This is a genomic window from Rhizobacter sp. P3_C12, assembly GCF_056402735.1.
In genome coordinates this window covers 12,198-27,190 of the sequence record NZ_JBFUGW010000060.1, presented here as the reverse complement: position 1 = coordinate 27,190, position 14,993 = coordinate 12,198, and the positions used below count along the sequence as shown (strand labels likewise).

The 14,993-nt window shown below is 69.8% G+C and carries 12 protein-coding genes and 1 pseudogene; 4 read left to right on the top strand and 9 right to left on the bottom strand.

Translation table 11 applies throughout. The features are described from left to right. Positions 1 to 789: pseudogene (locus tag AC1DXV_RS12315) on the top strand (hypothetical protein); the annotation flags it as partial. A gap of 52 nt (positions 790 to 841) precedes the next feature. Here the strand turns inward: AC1DXV_RS12315 and AC1DXV_RS12310 are convergent. The 7 genes from AC1DXV_RS12310 to AC1DXV_RS12280 form a co-directional block, all read right to left on the bottom strand. Further along, complete coding sequence (locus AC1DXV_RS12310; RefSeq protein ID WP_477865544.1) at positions 842 to 1,597, bottom strand: amino acid ABC transporter ATP-binding protein; 756 nt, start codon at positions 1,595 to 1,597, stop codon at positions 842 to 844. Further along, complete coding sequence (locus tag AC1DXV_RS12305; protein ID WP_477865545.1) at positions 1,584 to 2,234, bottom strand: amino acid ABC transporter permease; 651 nt, start codon at positions 2,232 to 2,234, stop codon at positions 1,584 to 1,586. Before AC1DXV_RS12305 ends, AC1DXV_RS12310 begins: the two co-directional genes overlap by 14 nt. Positions 2,235 to 2,238: 4 nt before the next feature. Then, a complete protein-coding gene (locus AC1DXV_RS12300) occupies positions 2,239 to 2,898 on the bottom strand; it encodes an amino acid ABC transporter permease (RefSeq protein ID WP_047511323.1) in 660 nt (219 codons plus the stop codon). 23 nt (positions 2,899 to 2,921) lie between these two features. Continuing rightward, positions 2,922 to 3,719 (bottom strand): transporter substrate-binding domain-containing protein, encoded by a 798-nt coding sequence (locus AC1DXV_RS12295; RefSeq protein ID WP_047587269.1) that lies wholly within the window; start codon positions 3,717 to 3,719, stop codon positions 2,922 to 2,924. Between the two features lie 2 nt (positions 3,720 to 3,721). Next, positions 3,722 to 4,474 (bottom strand): GntR family transcriptional regulator, encoded by a 753-nt coding sequence (locus tag AC1DXV_RS12290; protein WP_477865552.1) that lies wholly within the window; start codon positions 4,472 to 4,474, stop codon positions 3,722 to 3,724. Between the two features lie 121 nt (positions 4,475 to 4,595). Then, entirely contained in the window at positions 4,596 to 5,123 is a 528-nt protein-coding gene (locus tag AC1DXV_RS12285; protein WP_477865547.1) for a 3'-5' exonuclease, read from the bottom strand. A gap of 63 nt (positions 5,124 to 5,186) precedes the next feature. Next, positions 5,187 to 5,789: a hypothetical protein gene (locus AC1DXV_RS12280; protein WP_477933773.1), complete on the bottom strand. Its 603-nt coding sequence runs from the start codon at positions 5,787 to 5,789 to the stop codon at positions 5,187 to 5,189. A gap of 226 nt (positions 5,790 to 6,015) precedes the next feature. Between AC1DXV_RS12280 and AC1DXV_RS12275 the strand changes: the two genes are divergently transcribed. Next, the gene (locus tag AC1DXV_RS12275; RefSeq protein WP_477865549.1) at positions 6,016 to 7,599 is read left to right on the top strand and encodes an alkaline phosphatase D family protein; all 1,584 of its coding nucleotides are present in this window, start codon (positions 6,016 to 6,018) and stop codon (positions 7,597 to 7,599) included. 125 nt (positions 7,600 to 7,724) lie between these two features. Here AC1DXV_RS12275 and AC1DXV_RS12270 read toward each other — a convergent pair whose 3' ends face one another. Next, on the bottom strand, positions 7,725 to 10,037 hold the full coding sequence (locus tag AC1DXV_RS12270) for a PQQ-dependent sugar dehydrogenase (RefSeq protein ID WP_477865550.1): 2,313 nt from the start codon (positions 10,035 to 10,037) through the stop codon (positions 7,725 to 7,727). A 186-nt stretch (positions 10,038 to 10,223) separates the two neighbouring features. Then, positions 10,224 to 11,744 carry a PQQ-dependent sugar dehydrogenase gene (locus tag AC1DXV_RS12265; protein WP_477865551.1) on the bottom strand — a complete coding sequence of 507 codons (1,521 nt, stop codon included), beginning with the start codon at positions 11,742 to 11,744 and terminating at the stop codon, positions 10,224 to 10,226. A 155-nt stretch (positions 11,745 to 11,899) separates the two neighbouring features. Between AC1DXV_RS12265 and AC1DXV_RS12260 the strand changes: the two genes are divergently transcribed. Both AC1DXV_RS12260 and AC1DXV_RS12255 read left to right on the top strand, forming a co-directional pair. Continuing rightward, positions 11,900 to 13,630, top strand: a complete 1,731-nt coding sequence (locus AC1DXV_RS12260; RefSeq protein WP_477933771.1) for a long-chain fatty acid--CoA ligase — start codon at positions 11,900 to 11,902, stop codon at positions 13,628 to 13,630. A 192-nt stretch (positions 13,631 to 13,822) separates the two neighbouring features. Beyond that, positions 13,823 to 14,980 (top strand): SGNH/GDSL hydrolase family protein, encoded by a 1,158-nt coding sequence (locus AC1DXV_RS12255; protein WP_477933769.1) that lies wholly within the window; start codon positions 13,823 to 13,825, stop codon positions 14,978 to 14,980. Positions 14,981 to 14,993 lie beyond the last annotated feature (13 nt).

Below are 14,993 nucleotides of genomic sequence, written 5' to 3'. Positions count from 1 at the left end.
CAGCCGGTGTCGCGCGAGCAGGTGCAGGCCGCGTGGTCGCCGACGCAGCCGATCGACGGGCAGCCCACGGTGTTCCAGCCAACGGTCGCGGCGCCGCGGCCGGCCGCGGCGGCGGCGCCGGGTGGGAGTGCGGGTGCGAATGCGCACCGGGAGGCAGCTGCGGCGGCCGCTGACAAGACGGTGGTGTCGCCGCATCGTGAGCCTGCCGGGCCTGCCACTGTAGAGCCACCGAAACGTCGCGGCCTGCTGATCGCGGGCATCGCCGGTGTGGCCGTGCTGGCGATCGCGGCGGTGTTCGCGATGAAGGGGCGTGGCCAACCCGAGGTGCTGCCGGCGCTGGTCGAGCCGTCGGCCGCGCCGGTGGCGGCGATCGAGTTGCCGGCGTCCGCGCCGGTGGCCCCGGTGGTCGAGCCGGATGCTGTCGCGACACTGCCCGCGGCGATCGATGCCGCCGCGTCCGCGCCGGGCGGTTCACAGCAGACTGAAGTCAACGCCGCCGTTGCGCCGGCAAAGCGCCGCCCCGAACCGAAGGCTGCCGCGTCACCCGCGGAGCAAGCCGTGCAGCCGGCCGCCACCACGGCACCGGCTGCTGCGGCACCCGCGCCGGCTGACCTGGCCGCCGGCCCGAAGACGCCCGGCGAAGCCTGCGGCGCGCGCAAGTTCCTCGCACGCCTGACCTGCATCCTGCGCGAATGCGAGAGCAACCCGGCGTTCCACGACCACCCGCATTGCGTGCGGGCGAGGGAGCTCGAGGACGAGCGCAAGCGCAAGGAAATGAACGGCGGTTAGCTGGGGGCTGGCATGGGCGCGCGCCTTCAAGCGCCAATGCCCGAACGAAGCACTAGTGCAACGCCGACAGGAACTGCTTCAACTCCGCCGTCTGCGGCGCGCCGAACACCTGCTCCGGCGGCCCGACCTCGTGGATGCGCCCGGCATGCATGAAGACCACGCGGTCGGCCACCTTGCGCGCGAAGTTCATCTCGTGCGTCACCATCAGCAGCGTCATGCCCTCGTCGGCCAGCGTCTCCACCACGCGCAGCACCTCGCCGACCAGCTCGGGGTCGAGCGCCGACGTGATCTCGTCGCACAGCAGCACCGCCGGCTCCATCGCCAGCGCCCGCGCGATCGCGACGCGCTGCTGCTGCCCGCCCGACAGCTGCTCCGGCTGCGCATCGAACTTCTCGGCCAGCCCGACGCGCTCGAGCAGCTTGCGCGCCTGCGCGGTGCAATCCGGGTTCGCCTTCTTCTTGACCAGCGTCGGCGCCAGCATCACGTTGCGGCCCACGCTCAAGTGCGGGAACAGGTTGAAGCCCTGGAAGATCATGCCCACGCGCTGGCGCAGCGCACGCATCGCCGCCGCATTGCCGTACAGCAGCGGCTGGCCGTCGACCGTCAGCGTGCCCTCCTGGAACTGCTCCAGCCCGTTCACGCAGCGCAGCAGCGTGCTCTTGCCCGAGCCGCTCTTGCCGATGATCGCGATCACCTCGCCGCGCGTCACCGACAGGTCGATGCCCTTCAGCACCTCGTTCGTGCCGAAGCGCTTGCGCAGCCCGGTGATCTGGACGATGTCCGCCGAGGCGGTGTCAGGCGTGACCATGCAGTTTTCTCTCCAGCGAACGGGCCCACAGGGACACCGGGAAACACAGCGCGAAATACAGCAGCGCGACGCAGGCGAACACGGTGAACGGGCGGAACGTCGCATTGGCGATCGTCGAGCCGGTCTTGGTCAGCTCGGCGAAGCCGATCACCGATGCGAGTGCGGTGCCCTTGATGATCTGCACCGCGAAGCCCACCGTCGGCGGCACCGCGACGCGCAGCGCCTGCGGGCCGATCACGTGGCGCAGCTGCTCGCCCAGGTTCATCGCGAGCGCGGTCGACGCCTCCCACTGGCCCTTGGGCACCGCGTTGACGCAGCCGCGCCAGATCTCGGTGAAGAACGCGCTGCTGTAAAGCGTCAGCGCGATCGCCGCGGCGGTCCAGTTCGACAGCGACAGCCCGAGCCCCGACAGCCCGAAGAACAGGAAGAACAGCTGCATCAGCAGCGGCGTGCCCTGGAACAGCTGCACGTAGCCGGCCACCAGGCGCTCTGCACCGGGCAGCTTCGCGAGCCGCGCCACCAGCAGCGCCAGCCCGACGATCGCGCCGCCGATGAAGGCGACCAGCGACAGCGCCACCGTCCAGCGCAGCGCGAGCAGCAGGTTGCGCAGGATCTCCCACAGCGTGAAGTCGACCATCGGGCTACTTTCCGAAGATGAAGCGCGGGCCGGCCCAGTTCAGCAGGCGGCGCAGCGCGATCGACAGCACCAGGTAGATCGCGGTGCCGATGATGAAGGCCTCGAACGCCCGGAAGTTGCGCCCCTGGATCAGGTTCACCGCATGCGAGAGCTCGGCCGTCGCGATCTGCCCGCACACCGCCGAGCCCAGCATCACGATCACGATCTGGCTCACCATCGCCGGCCACACGCGCTTCAGCGCCGGCGGCAGCACGACGCGCGTGAACACCTGCATCTCGCTGAGCGCCAGGCTGCGCGCCGCCTCGATCTGGCCGCGCGGCGTGGTGGCGATGCCGGCCCGCACGATCTCGGCCGCGTAGGCGCCGAGGTTGATCACCATCGCGAGCACCGAGGCACCCTCGGGCGACAGCCGCACGCCCAGGCTCGGCAGCCCGAAGAACAGGAAGAACAGCTGCACGATGAACGGCGTGTTGCGGATCAGCTCCACATACGCACCGGCGACGAAGCGCAGCCACGCCGGGCCGTGCAGCCGCGCCCATGCGCAGGCCACGCCGAGCGCCAGGCCGAACACCGCCGACACGCCGGTGAGCGCGAGCGTGATGCCCGCGCCCTTGGCCATCAGCGGCCACTCGGCCAGCACGGCCGGGAAGTCGAGGCTGATCATCGCGAGGGCCGCTCAGCCAAGGCTCATTGAGGAAGATCGCCGGCCGGGCGGCCGAGCCACTTCACCGCCATCTTGTCGAGCTCGCCGCTCTTCTTCGCATCGGCAATGATCTCGTTCACCTTGGCGCGCAGCTTGTCCTCACCCTTGGCAACGCCGATGAAGTTCGGCGAATCCTTCAGCAGCAGCTTGAACTCGGTGCCCAGCTGCGGGTTCTTCGCCATCATCGCGCCGGCCACCGAGGCGCCGGTGGCGATCAGCTGGGTCTGGCCCGACACGTAGGCCGAGACGGTCACGTTGTTGTCCTCGAAGCGCTTCACGTCCAGGCCCGAGGGCGCGATCTTGCCGAGCTCCTGGTCCTCCATCGCGCCGCGCGTCACGCCGATGCTCTTGCCGGCGAGATCGGCCGGCGTCTTCACGGCCAGCGTCTTCGGGCCGAACACCGCCTGGAAGAACGGCGAGTACGCGGCGGTGAAGTCGATCACCTTCTCGCGGTCCGGGTTCTTGCCGAGCGTCGAGATCACCAGGTCGGCCTTCTTCGTCTGCAGGTAGGGGATGCGGTTCGCGCTCGTCACCGGCACCAGCTCGACCTTCACGCCCAGCTTCGCGGCGATCAGCGTCGCCATGTCGACATCCAGCCCCTGCGGCTTCAGGTCGGTGCCGACGAAGCCGTACGGCGGGTAGTCGGTCGGGATCGCGATCGTGATCAGCTTCTTCGCCAGCACGTCGTCGAGCGCGGTCTGCGCCTGTGCGACGGACGCCGCGAACAGCAGCGGGGCAGCGGCCAGCAGGCCGAGGGCTTTCAGGAAAGAGCGGTGGCTCATCGTCAGTACTCCGGGGTGGACGAGGAAGGGGTCGCGGGCCTTGTATGCAAGGGCTGTGCCTTCCCTTTGCCAGCCCCCACTGGCGACAGCGCAGTGCGCAGCGAGGCCAGCGGGTCGACGGCCAGGCTCGGGTCCAGGTGCGCGGCCACGCTGTCGATGTGGTGCAGCATCAGGGCGGCTGCCGCCGCGGCGTCGCCGCGTTCGAGCGCGGCGACGATCTCGGCGTGCTCGGCGCACGACTGCGCGGCCTCGTGCTTCGACTGGTACAGCACCGCGATCAGCGTGGTGCGGGCGGTCAGGTCGCGCAGGATGTCGGCCAGCGTGCCGTTGCCGGCGCACTCGGCCAGGCAGACGTGGAAGTCACCGAGCAGGAAGCTGCGCTCGCCGGCATCGGCCGCTGCCACCGCGGCCTGCTCCTGCGCCACGTGCTCGCGCAGGCGCCGCAGCGGAACGCCGGCCAGCGGCGCGTCCAGCGACTGCAGCAGCCCGGTCTCGATCAGGCGCCGCGCGGCGAAGGCCTCGCGGGCGTCCTCGGGCGAGGGCTGCACGACGAACCAGCCGCGCCGCGAGTTGACCTCGACCATGCCGCGTGCCGCCAGCCGCGCGAGCGCCTCTCGCACGATGGTGCGGCTGACGTTGAACAGGTCGGCGAGCTGCTGCTCGCCCAGGCGGGCGCCGGGCGCGAGCTTGCGGGCGAGGATCGCGTCGACGATGCGGTCGGCGATCTGGTGGGGCTTGGGGCGGAGGGCAGGCACCAACAGGAGGCATGGATTGGTTGCATACAAGCAGGCTCACCAAAATGAGGCGTTCCGGCATCCGGGCAGCACCGTGAGAGGGTGCTGCGGGCTTGTATGCAAGCACCGGGCCTGCGCCGGCTCAGGCGGTGCGTTCGCGAACGCGCAACAGGGTCTGCTGCAGCAGGCGTGCATCGGCGCTGGCGCGGTGCCGCGTCAGCTGCAGCTCGTTGCTGACGGCCTGCCGGGTCTCGGACCAGTGGCGCGCCTGGGCCTCGGTCAGCAGCGCGCGCAGGTTGTCGAGCCGGAAGCTGGGCACCAGGCCGGCTTCTTCATACAGCGCGCCGAGCCAGGGGTAGTCGTGCGCCCAGCCATCGCTGTAGAGCGTCTGGCCGTGCAACTGGTCGTTCAGCCAGCGCGCGACCTCGGTCACCGGGCGGCCGTGCACCAGCAGCGTCTCGCGGTGGATGTGGTGCACCTGCTCGGCGGCCGAATCCCAATGCGTCCAGTGGCCAGCCGGCCGGATCAGGCGGCAGGACGCGCTGCCATCGGGCAGCACGAAGCCGACCTCGATCGGATAGCTGTCGCGGCCGAAGCCCGAGGCCTCGATGTCGAGGATGGCCGGCGCGGCGTCGAAGCGGGCGGTGACGAGGGGCTGCACGAGGGCCATGCGGCAGCTTAGGCAAACGGCGCGCCGGCCGGTCTGCGGAGAAGCCCGCGGTTCGGATGCCTTTCAGCCCGGCGCGTGCCGCGAATCGGCGTAGTGCAGGCGGCGGCGGGTGGCCGGCGCGGGGCCGCAAACCGAAACGAACGCGGCCGACAGCATGAAGCCGATCAGCAACAGCTGCAGCAGCAGCCAGTTGATGACGAGGAAGGTCAGCAGGCCGCTCGCCGTCTGGGTCGCCGCGCCCGGGACCACCGAGCCGAGCAGGAGGCAGCTGATGGCGATCAGTGCCACCGCGCCGACCGTCATGGCGATTCCGCGTGGGTGCAGCCCGAGCCGCTCGCCGTGAGGGGCCCAGGGCTGCAGCGTCTCGAGCAGCCGCCCGCGCAGCGCCAGCCGATGGAGCCCGACCACCTGCAACGGCAGCATCGCAAGGGACAGGATCCAGAACAGCAGCACGGCCTCCTGGGCGCGCCCGGCAGGGCCGAGGTCGCCGGGCAGCCTCAGCACGATCGGCAGGGTGCCGATCCCGAAGTGGTGTGTCGCGATGCAGTTGAAGGCGGTGCCGAGCAGCAGGCCGATCGGTGCCACCAGGGTGCGTGTCCGCTGCAGGTGGCAGGTTGCCAGACGGGTCGCGGCCTGGACCGGGGGCAGCAGGTGGGCTTGATTCATGTTGTCTCCTTGAACTTCGCGGGCCCGCGGTCGGCCGCTTGGGAAGATTAAGAGCGCGTCGGCAAATCGGTTCACGCCGGGCCATACAAGTTGTTCATCCCGGCTTCTGCGAAATGCATGGCCTGCGCGATGCCTGCGTGATAGGTGCCGAGGGCCCGGGGTCACGAAGCTGCCACACGGGCACCGCAGACTGCGCGCTTTTCAAGCATCACCGAGGATGGATCGAATGGACCGCCGGATCTTCTTGTCGAATGCCCTGCTGTTGGCGGGTGGAGGTGCCGTGCCGGCGTGGTCGCAGGCCCAGACGGCGCCTGCCGTGGTCACGCGCGATGCGATGCGCCCGCAGTTTCCGTCCGGCGTGCAGTCGGGCGATGCACGGGCCGACAGCGCGATCGTCTGGACGCGCAGCGACCGGCCGGCCCGCATGTGGGTCGAGTGGTCGAGCACCGCGAGCTTCGCGAACCTGAACCGCGTGCGCGGGCCCCACCTGCTGGAAGACTCCGATTTCACCGGCCGCCTCGACCTGAGCGGCCTGCCGGCCGGCCAGGAGGTGTTCTACCGCGTCGTGCTGCAGGACCTGCACAACGAGCGCGTGCTGTCCGAGCCGATGCCGGGCCACCTGCGGCTGCCGGCCGCCCCGGGCGGCAAGCCGCTGCGCGACGTGCGCTTCGCGTGGAGCGGCGACACGGCAGGGCAGGGCTTCGGCATCAACGAGGCCTGGGGCGGCATGAAGATCTACGAGCAGATCCGCCGCGTGAACCCGGACTTCTTCCTGCACAGCGGCGACACCATCTATGCCGACGGGCCGATCCCGGCGCAGGTGAAGCTGCCCGACGGCTCGACCTGGAACAACCTGGTCACCGAGGAAGTCAGCAAGGTCGCCGAGACGCTGAACGAATACCGCGGGCGCTACCGCTACAACCTGCTGGACGCGAACATCCGCCGCCTGTCGGCCGAGGTGCCGCAGATCTGGCAGTGGGACGACCACGAGGTCAGCAACAACTGGTCGGATTCGAAGGACGTGTCGGGCGACGCGCGCTACACCGAGAAGAACGTGCCGCTGCTGGTGGCGCGCGCGAGCCGTGCCTTCCTCGAGTACGCGCCGCTGCGTCGCGGCCCGGATGCCGAGAGCGAGCGCGTGTACCGCCACCTGCCGCAGGGGCCGCTGCTCGACGTGTTCGTCGTCGACATGCGCAGCTACCGCGGCGCCAACAGCGCCAACCTGCAGACCGAGGAAGCGCCGGACAGCGCCTTCATGGGCCGCCCGCAGATCGCGTGGCTGCTCGACGGGCTGAAGCGCTCGAAGGCGACCTGGAAGGTGATCGCCGCCGACATGCCGATCGGCGTGCAGGTGCCCGACGGCAAGGATGCGCAGGGCCGTGACAAGTGGGAGGCGATCGCCAACGGCGACGATGGCGTGCCGCTCGGCCGCGAGCTCGAGATCGCGCGGCTGCTGCGCGAGATCAAGCGGGCCAACATCAAGAACATCGTCTGGCTGACCGCCGACGTGCACTACACGGCGGCCAATTTCTACGACCCGCGCAAGGCGAAGTTCAGCGATTTCCTGCCATTCTGGGAGTTCATCTCCGGCCCGCTGAACGCCGGCAGCTTCGGGCCGAACAAGCCCGATGCCACCTTCGGCGTGCAGGTGGTCTACGAGAAGGCGCCACCGTCGCAGAACGTGGCGCCGAGCGAGGGCTACCAGTTCTTCGGGCAGGTCGACATCGACGCGAAGACCAAGGCGTTCACGGTGAACCTGAAGGACTTGACCGGTTCGACGCTGTTCACGAAGACGCTGCCGGCCGCGTGACCTGTAGCCCGGATGCGAATCCGGGACCGGCTTGCACAGGTCTGCGCAAGCAAAGGCGCGGCCGGCGGGCCACAGCCCCCCCGCACGCGCCTTCCGCGCCGACGCCAGTCAGCAGGAACCCGACCTCAGGGCGCCGAGATCTTCACGATCCCACCGCGCCGCAGGATGTACAGCGCCCCGTCGGCACCGGTCAGCATGTCGACCGGGTCGCCGTCGAGCTTCGCGAAGGCATAGGCGGCGTTGCCGTTCACGAGGTCGATGCGGCCCACCGTGTGCGCCACGTAGTCCGCAAAGAAATAGCTGCCGCGGTACATCGCCGGGAAGTTGCCGCCGGCCGGGTAGAAGGTGCCGCCGGCAATGCACTGGCCGACGAAGAAGCCACCCGGGCCGTTGCCCTCGGGGTTGGTCGCGCTGTGCTTGTAGGTGAACAGCGGCCCGGTGAGGCCGGCAGTCACGCGCTCGTTGCCCTCGGAGCCCGGCCAGCCGTAGTTCGCGCCGGCCGTGCCGACGTTGACCTCTTCCCAGGTCACCTCGCCGACATCGTTGATGTGGATGCGGCCGTCCGTCGGGCGCACGGCGAACGTGAACGGGTTGCGCAGGCCGTAGGCCCACACCGCGCCGAAGTCCGCGCCGTTGCTCGCCGCATAGAACGGGTTGTCGGTCGGGATCGTGCCGTCGTCGTTCAGGCGCAGCAGCTTGCCCCACAGCATGGTCTTGTCCTGCGCCGGCGAACCGCGCGCGTTGTCGCCGACGCCGACGTACAGCTTGCCGTCGTTGCCGAAGTGCATCGCGCCGCCGTTGTGGTTGGTCGCGGCCGACAGGGCCGGCAGGTTGAAGATCACGGTCGGATTGCCGGGGGCCGCGACATCGCCGGCGGCGGTGTAGCGCGTGATGCGGTTGTGCGTGCCGTTCTGCGTGGTCGTGTGATAGACGTAGACATAACCGTTGGTCGCGAAATTCGGGTGCAGCGCAACGCCGATCAGCCCGCGCTCGCCCTGCGAATCGACCGTCAGCGTCACGAAGGCCTGCGGCTGCAGCACGCCGTTCTTCACGACGCGCAGCGTGCCGCCCTGCTCGGCGACGAACAGGCGGCCGTCCGGTGCCTGCGCGAACGCGGTCGCGCTGGTCAGGCCGTCGACCCACGACTCGTTCTTCGTGAAGCCCTGCGGCAGCGCGACGTTGCCGCCGAACTTGACGGTGGCGCTGGTCCAGTCGGAGACGTTGCCGGCGGCATCGCGGGCGCGCGCCCGGATCACGTGCTGGCCGCTCGCGTGGTTGGCGGTGACGACGCTCGCGCTGAACGGCGCTGTCGTGTCCTCGGCACCGAGCGCCGCGCCGTCGAACTGGAACTCGACCCCGACGACGCCGACGTTGTCGGTCACGGTGGTGGTGATGTTCAGCGTGCCGGTCAGGTTGGTCGCCAAGTTGGCCGGCGAGGCGATCGCGATGGTCGGCACCTGCGTGTCAGGGCCTTGCGGGGTCGTGACGGTCACGGCGACGGCGGTGCTGGTGGTCGCCGCACCGGTGTTGTCGGTTGCTCGCGCGGTCAGCGAATGCGCGCCTGCCGTGGCGGGCGTCCACGAGAAGGCGAACGGCGCCGCCGTGTCGGTGTTCAGCAGCGTGCCGCCGTCGAGGAACTCGACCTTCGCGACCGTGCCGTCCGGATCGGCCGCGGTGGCCGTCAGCGTCATCGCGGTGCCGACGACGCCGGTGGCGGCGGCCGCGAGCGTCACCGTCGGCGGCTGGTTGGTGGCCGCGCCGAGGTCTTCGAAGGTCGCGGTGTAGGTGGTGTCGGCGGCCGGGGTCGAGATCGTGTGCGTCGCGATGCCGCCGTCGCTCCAGGTCTTGAAGCCGTAGTTGCGGCCGTTCAACACCTGCGCGGCGGCGCCGATGTCGCGCTCGATGCCGACCACGCCGGTGAAGGTGTTGGGCCCGGTCACCGGCTGGCCGTCGATCGTCAGCGCCAGCCCGGTGGGCACGGTCGCGAGCGTGACCTGCGCCTTGCGCGGCTGCACGTCGCGCGTCACCTCGGTGGTGCGTCCGGCCGAATCGGTGGCCTTCAGGTGGAATCGGTACCAGATGTTCGACGAGGTCTCGCCGCGCACCGGAATGGTCACCGTGCCGCTCGCGCCGGTGGTCGCCTGTTGGAACGGATGGTTGTGGGTGTCGTGGTGCAGGTCGGCCCACCAGGTGAGCGAACTCGCGGGCAGCGTGCCGTCTTCCGGATCGTTGGCGCTGCCGGTGAAGGTCAGGGTGTCGCCGGCCGCGAAGGTGGCGCCTGCGGCAGGGCTGTCGATTTGCGCGGCTGGCGGGTTGCCGGCCGGCGGTGGGTTCGCGGGGGTGTCGCCGCCGCTGCCGCCGCATGCGGCGAGCAGCAGGCTGGCGGCCAGGGCGGCCAGCCGGGTCGTGTACAGCAGGGAAGAAGGAAGTGCAGCCATGGGGATCCTCGGGTCGCGTGTGCGTGCTTGCAATGACGTGCTTGTGGCATGGCGCGGGGTGTCCGTCCCGCGCCGGTTTGTGTCACCGCCGCAAGCAATGTCGCGCATTGTGTCCGCCATTCGCCCGCGCTGCAGCGGCGGCGGTGATCGATCGCAAAACGGTATCGGTCGCCCCCTGGCATGCGCTCAGGTCGGCGCAATGCGCACGATGTTGTTGCGCGTCAGCACCAGCAGCGCCCCGTCGGTGGCCACGCGCATGTCGACCGGTTCGCCGACCGTCTTCGCGAAGGCATAGACGGCGTTGCCGTTCGCAAGGTCGACGCGGCTGATCTCGTGCGTCGTGAAATCGGCGAAGAAGTAGTTGCCCTGGAAGCGCGCCGGGAAGAGGGCCGCGAAGCCGCCGCCCACCGGGTAGAACGCGCCACCGGCGATGCACCGGCCGATGATGAAGCCACCGACGGCGCTGCCCGGCGGCGTGGCAACGGTGTGGCGGTAGGTGAACAGCGGGGCGGTGACGCCGGCGGTGATGTTGTCGGGCCCCTCGGAGTTCGGCCAGCCGTAGTTGGCGCCGGCGGCGCCGACGTCGATCTCCTCCCAGGTGTTCTGGCCGACGTCGTTGATGTGGATGCGGCCGTCGCTCGGGCGGACCGCGAAGGTGAACGGGTTGCGCAAGCCGATCGCCCACACCGCGCGCGCGTTGCCGATGTTGGTCGCGTAGTACGGGTTGTCGGTCGGGATGGTGGCGTCGTCGTTCAGGCGCAGCAGCTTGCCGAACAGGCTGTTGCGATCCTGCGCCGGCGCGCCGAGCCCGTTGTCGCCGACGCCCACGTACAGCTTGCCATCGGGGCCGAAATGCATCGCACCGCCGTTGTGCATGGTCGAGGTGAGCGTCGGCAGGCCGAACAGCGCGGTCGGCGGGCCGGCGGCCACGTCGCCGTTCGCGGTGAAGCGGCTGATGCGGTTGTGCGTGCCGCCGTCGGTGGCGGTGTAGTACACGTACACCCAGCCGTTGGTCGCGAAGTCCGGGTGCAGCGTGATGCCGACCAGCCCGCGCTCGCCGCCCGAGCTGATGTTGGCCAGCGTCGCGAACGGCGTCGGCAACAGCACGCCGTTCTTGATCACGCGCACCGTGCCCGCCTGCTCGGTGACGAAGATGCGGCCGTCGGGCGCCTGCGCGAACGCCGTCGCGGCGGTCAGCCCTCCGACCAGGGCCGTCTTCGCGAAGCCCTCGGGCACCTGCACGTCGTTGCCGAACTGCACGGTGCGCGTGACCCACGCGGAGCGGTTGTTCGAAGTGTCGCGGGCGCGGGCGCGGATCACGTGCTGCCCGGTCGTGAGGCGGGTCGTCGTGATGCTGGTCATGTAGGGCGCATTCGTGTCGTCGTCGCCCCACAGTGCGCCGTCGATCTGGAACTCGACGCCGGCGATGCCGACGTCATCGGTCGCGTCGGCGGTGATGTCGATGCGGCCGGTCAGGTTGGCGGCCAGGTTGGCCGGCGTGTTCAGCACCAGCGTCGGCGGCTGCGTGTCGGCGGCGGTGACATCGGCCACCTGGGGCCCTTCGGTCGCCGCGCCGGCGTCGGCCTTGGCTTCGACGCGGGCGTCACTGTCGGGTGTGGCCGTGTCGCCGCTGCCTCCGCCGCAGCCGGCGAGCAGCAAGCCGCTGCGCAGGACCATCCATCCGATCGCCGATCGCCAGTTCGCCATGAGAGTCTCCCCGTGAGTGGTGCGACGGGCGGGCAAACGGCGTTCCCGATCCGCCGCTGCGCTGTCGCGCGGGTGACACCGTGGCTGCGGGTTGGTTCCGTAGGCCTTGCCGGCGCGGCGCGGTATACCTTGCCGGTCTCCAGGAGAGGTCTGCCGTGAACCCGTTGCCTGAAGTTCCAGAGCGCCCGCACCACAAGGTCTGGCCGCGCCGCCTCCCGCGTGCACTGGCGATCCCGTCGACCACGCTGTGGTTCAACCTCGAGGTGGCCGCGCAGCGATTTCCGGACAAGCCGGCCTACCTGTTCTTCGGCCGGGCGCTCGATTTCCGCACGCTGCGCGAGCAGGCGGAGCAGGTGGCCGGCTGGCTGCAGCAGGCCGGCGTGCAGGCCGGCGACCGCGTCGCGCTGTACCTGCAGAACTGCCCGCAGTACGTGGCGGCGTACTACGGCATCCTGCGCGCGAACGCCGTTGTCGTGCCGGTCAACCCGATGAACAAGGCCGAGGAGTTCGGCCACTACATCACCGACCCCGAGGCGCGCGTCGCGATCTGCAGCCCCGACCTGAGCGGCTTCGTCGCGCAGGCGAATGCCGCGCTGCCCGAGGCGCAGCGACTGCGGGATGTGCTGGTGGTGCGGTACGCCGATGCGCTGCCCGACGTGATCGACGCCGCCATCGCCCCGCCCCCGGCGATGGAGGCCTGGCTGCGCGCCGACCCGCCGCTGCCTGACGCCACGCAAGCAACGTCGGAGCGCTACACCCGCTGGACCGATGCGCTCGCTCGGCGCCACGTGCCCGGGCCGCACACCGCGCAGCCGGACGATCTCGCGCTGCTGCCCTACACCTCGGGCACCACCGGGCTGCCGAAGGGCTGCATGCACACGCACCGCACGCTGATGGCGAACACGGTGGGCGGCTGCTGGGGCAATGCCGGCGCCGAGACGGTGAGCCTGGGCGTGGTGCCGATGTTCCACATCACCGGCATGGTCTACGGCGTGCTCGGGCCGGTCTGGAACGGCAGCACGACGGTGTTGATGCCGCGCTGGGACCGCGAGCTTGCGGGCCGGCTGATCTCGCGCCACCGGCCGACGCACTGGACCTGCATCCCGACGATGATCATCGACCTGTTCGGCAGCCCCAATTACAGGAGCTTCGACCTGTCGAGCCTGCGCTACCTGAGCGGCGGCGGCGCGGCGATGCCGCAGGCGGTGGCCGAGCGGCTGCAGGCGGAGTTCGGGCTGACCTTCGCCGAAGGCTACGGGCTGACCGAGACCGCGGCGCCGAGCCATGCGAACCCGCCCGAGCGCGCGAAGCTGCAGTGCCTGGGCATCCCGATCTTCGGCGTCGACTCGCGCGTGGTGGACCCCGTCACGCTGCAGGAGATGCCGGTCGGCGAGGTGGGCGAGATCGTCACGCACGGGCCGATGGTGTTCCAGGGCTACTGGCGGCATCCGGAGGCGACGCAGGCGGCCTTCGTCGAGATCGAGGGCCGGCGCTTCTTCCGCACCGGCGACCTGGGGCGCATGGACGACGAGGGCTATTTCTTCATCACCGACCGGCTGAAGCGGATGATCAACGCGAGCGGCTTCAAGGTGTGGCCGGCCGAGGTGGAGGCGCTGCTCTACAGGCACCCGGCGGTGCAGGAGGCCTGCGTGATCTCGGCGCGCGATGCCTACCGCGGCGAGACGGTGAAGGCGGTGGTGGTGCTGCGCGCCGAGGCGCGCGGCGTGACGCGCGAACAGGACATCGTCGATTGGGCGCGCGACCACATGGCGGCGTACAAGGCGCCGCGCCTGGTGAACTTCGCCGACAGCCTGCCGAAGTCGGGGGCGGGGAAGGTGCTGTGGCGGGTCTTGCAGGAGCAGGAGCGCGAATCCGGGCTTGCGTAGACCTTTGCGCACACAGACGCAAACCGAACAAACCATGCATTTTTCGAGGGGGAATCCGGGCTTTCCAGCAGTCCTCGGGTATTGCTCCGCCCCTAACATCCGCGCTGATCGAAAAAACGAACGGTCGTGCTGATTTGCGCGGCGTTCCCCTCAGCCTCGGCTGGATTCATGACTGGGAAGCAGGAGACACGGATGCATCAATGGAAACGCAATGTCGTCGCGCTCGRCGCGGCGGCACTGGTGGCCGCTTGCGGCGGCGGCGGCAGCGACACGACGGCCAAGGTCAACATCACCTCGGTGAAGGTCATGGGCGACAGCCTGGCCGACTCGGGCACCTTCGGCTTCAAGGCGACGGTGCAGGGTACCGACTCGCTGGTGTTTCCGGAGCGCGTCGCGCTGAGCTACGGCATCACATCGATGTGCAACTACTACACGGCGACGGGTGCCACCACCTTCACGCCGAACACCACGAAGACCGGGTGCACCAACTACGCGATCGCCGGCAGCCGGATCAACAACTACACGGCGCCCACCTCGCAGCTGTCGGTGATCCAGCAGATGAAGGACGCGACCGCGACGGCCAACATCGGTGCCAGCGAACTGGCACTGGTCGATGGCGGCGGCAATGACGCGGCCGACCTCGTGGGCGCCTACCTGCGGGCCGGCACCGATGGCGGCGCGAGCTACCTGGCGCTGCTGAAGACGGTGCTGGACGCGACCACGGTGGACACCGAGGCGGCGGCGGGTGCCGCGGGCCTGGCGAAGCTGGGTGGCATGTACATGGCGGCGGTTTCGGCGCAATTCAGCGCGGCCATCGATGCCAACGTCCTGGCGAAGGGCGCGAACTACGTGGCCGTGCTGAACATGCCCGGCATCACGAACACGCCGCGCTTCCAGCTGGTGCTGGGTTCGATTGCAGCCAAGGCAGTGCAGGGCGGAGCGACCGACGGAGGTGCTGCTGCACGCGGGCAGGCCGAGGGCCTGTTCAAGAGCTGGATCCAGGCCTTCAACGGCGCGCTCGACACGCACTACGCCGGCAACGGCAAGGTGGTCGTGATCGACTTCTACACCTCGTTCAACGAGGAAGTGGCGATCCCGGCGCAGTACAGCCTGACCAACGTGACCACGCCGGTCTGCCCGCCCACCGGTGTCGGCGCGGACGGCCTGCCGGTCTACAGCTTCCCGACCTGTACCGCCACCGCGGTGTCGGCGGCACCGCCGACCGGCGTGACCGACCCGAACTGGTGGAAGAGCTACGCCTTCTCCGACGGCTTCCACCCGACGCCGTACGCCCACCAGCTGCTCGCCCAGCTGATCGCGCGCAGCCTGGCCACCAAGGGCTGGCTGTAAACCCGGATGCATG

Excerpts from the sequence above, each read along its gene's own strand:
- AC1DXV_RS12275 (WP_477865549.1), top strand. The coding sequence starts at position 6,016 with ATGGACCGCCGGATCTTCTTGTCGAATGCCCTGCTGTTGGCGGGTGGA.
- AC1DXV_RS12310 (WP_477865544.1), bottom strand. The coding sequence starts at position 1,597 with ATGGTCACGCCTGACACCGCCTCGGCGGACATCGTCCAGATCACCGGG.
- AC1DXV_RS12265 (WP_477865551.1), bottom strand. The coding sequence starts at position 11,744 with ATGGCGAACTGGCGATCGGCGATCGGATGGATGGTCCTGCGCAGCGGC.
- AC1DXV_RS12295 (WP_047587269.1), bottom strand. The coding sequence starts at position 3,719 with ATGAGCCACCGCTCTTTCCTGAAAGCCCTCGGCCTGCTGGCCGCTGCC.
- AC1DXV_RS12305 (WP_477865545.1), bottom strand. The coding sequence starts at position 2,234 with ATGGTCGACTTCACGCTGTGGGAGATCCTGCGCAACCTGCTGCTCGCG.
- AC1DXV_RS12300 (WP_047511323.1), bottom strand. The coding sequence starts at position 2,898 with ATGATCAGCCTCGACTTCCCGGCCGTGCTGGCCGAGTGGCCGCTGATG.
- AC1DXV_RS12285 (WP_477865547.1), bottom strand. The coding sequence starts at position 5,123 with ATGGCCCTCGTGCAGCCCCTCGTCACCGCCCGCTTCGACGCCGCGCCG.
- AC1DXV_RS12280 (WP_477933773.1), bottom strand. The coding sequence starts at position 5,789 with ATGAATCAAGCCCACCTGCTGCCCCCGGTCCAGGCCGCGACCCGTCTG.
- AC1DXV_RS12270 (WP_477865550.1), bottom strand. The coding sequence starts at position 10,037 with ATGGCTGCACTTCCTTCTTCCCTGCTGTACACGACCCGGCTGGCCGCC.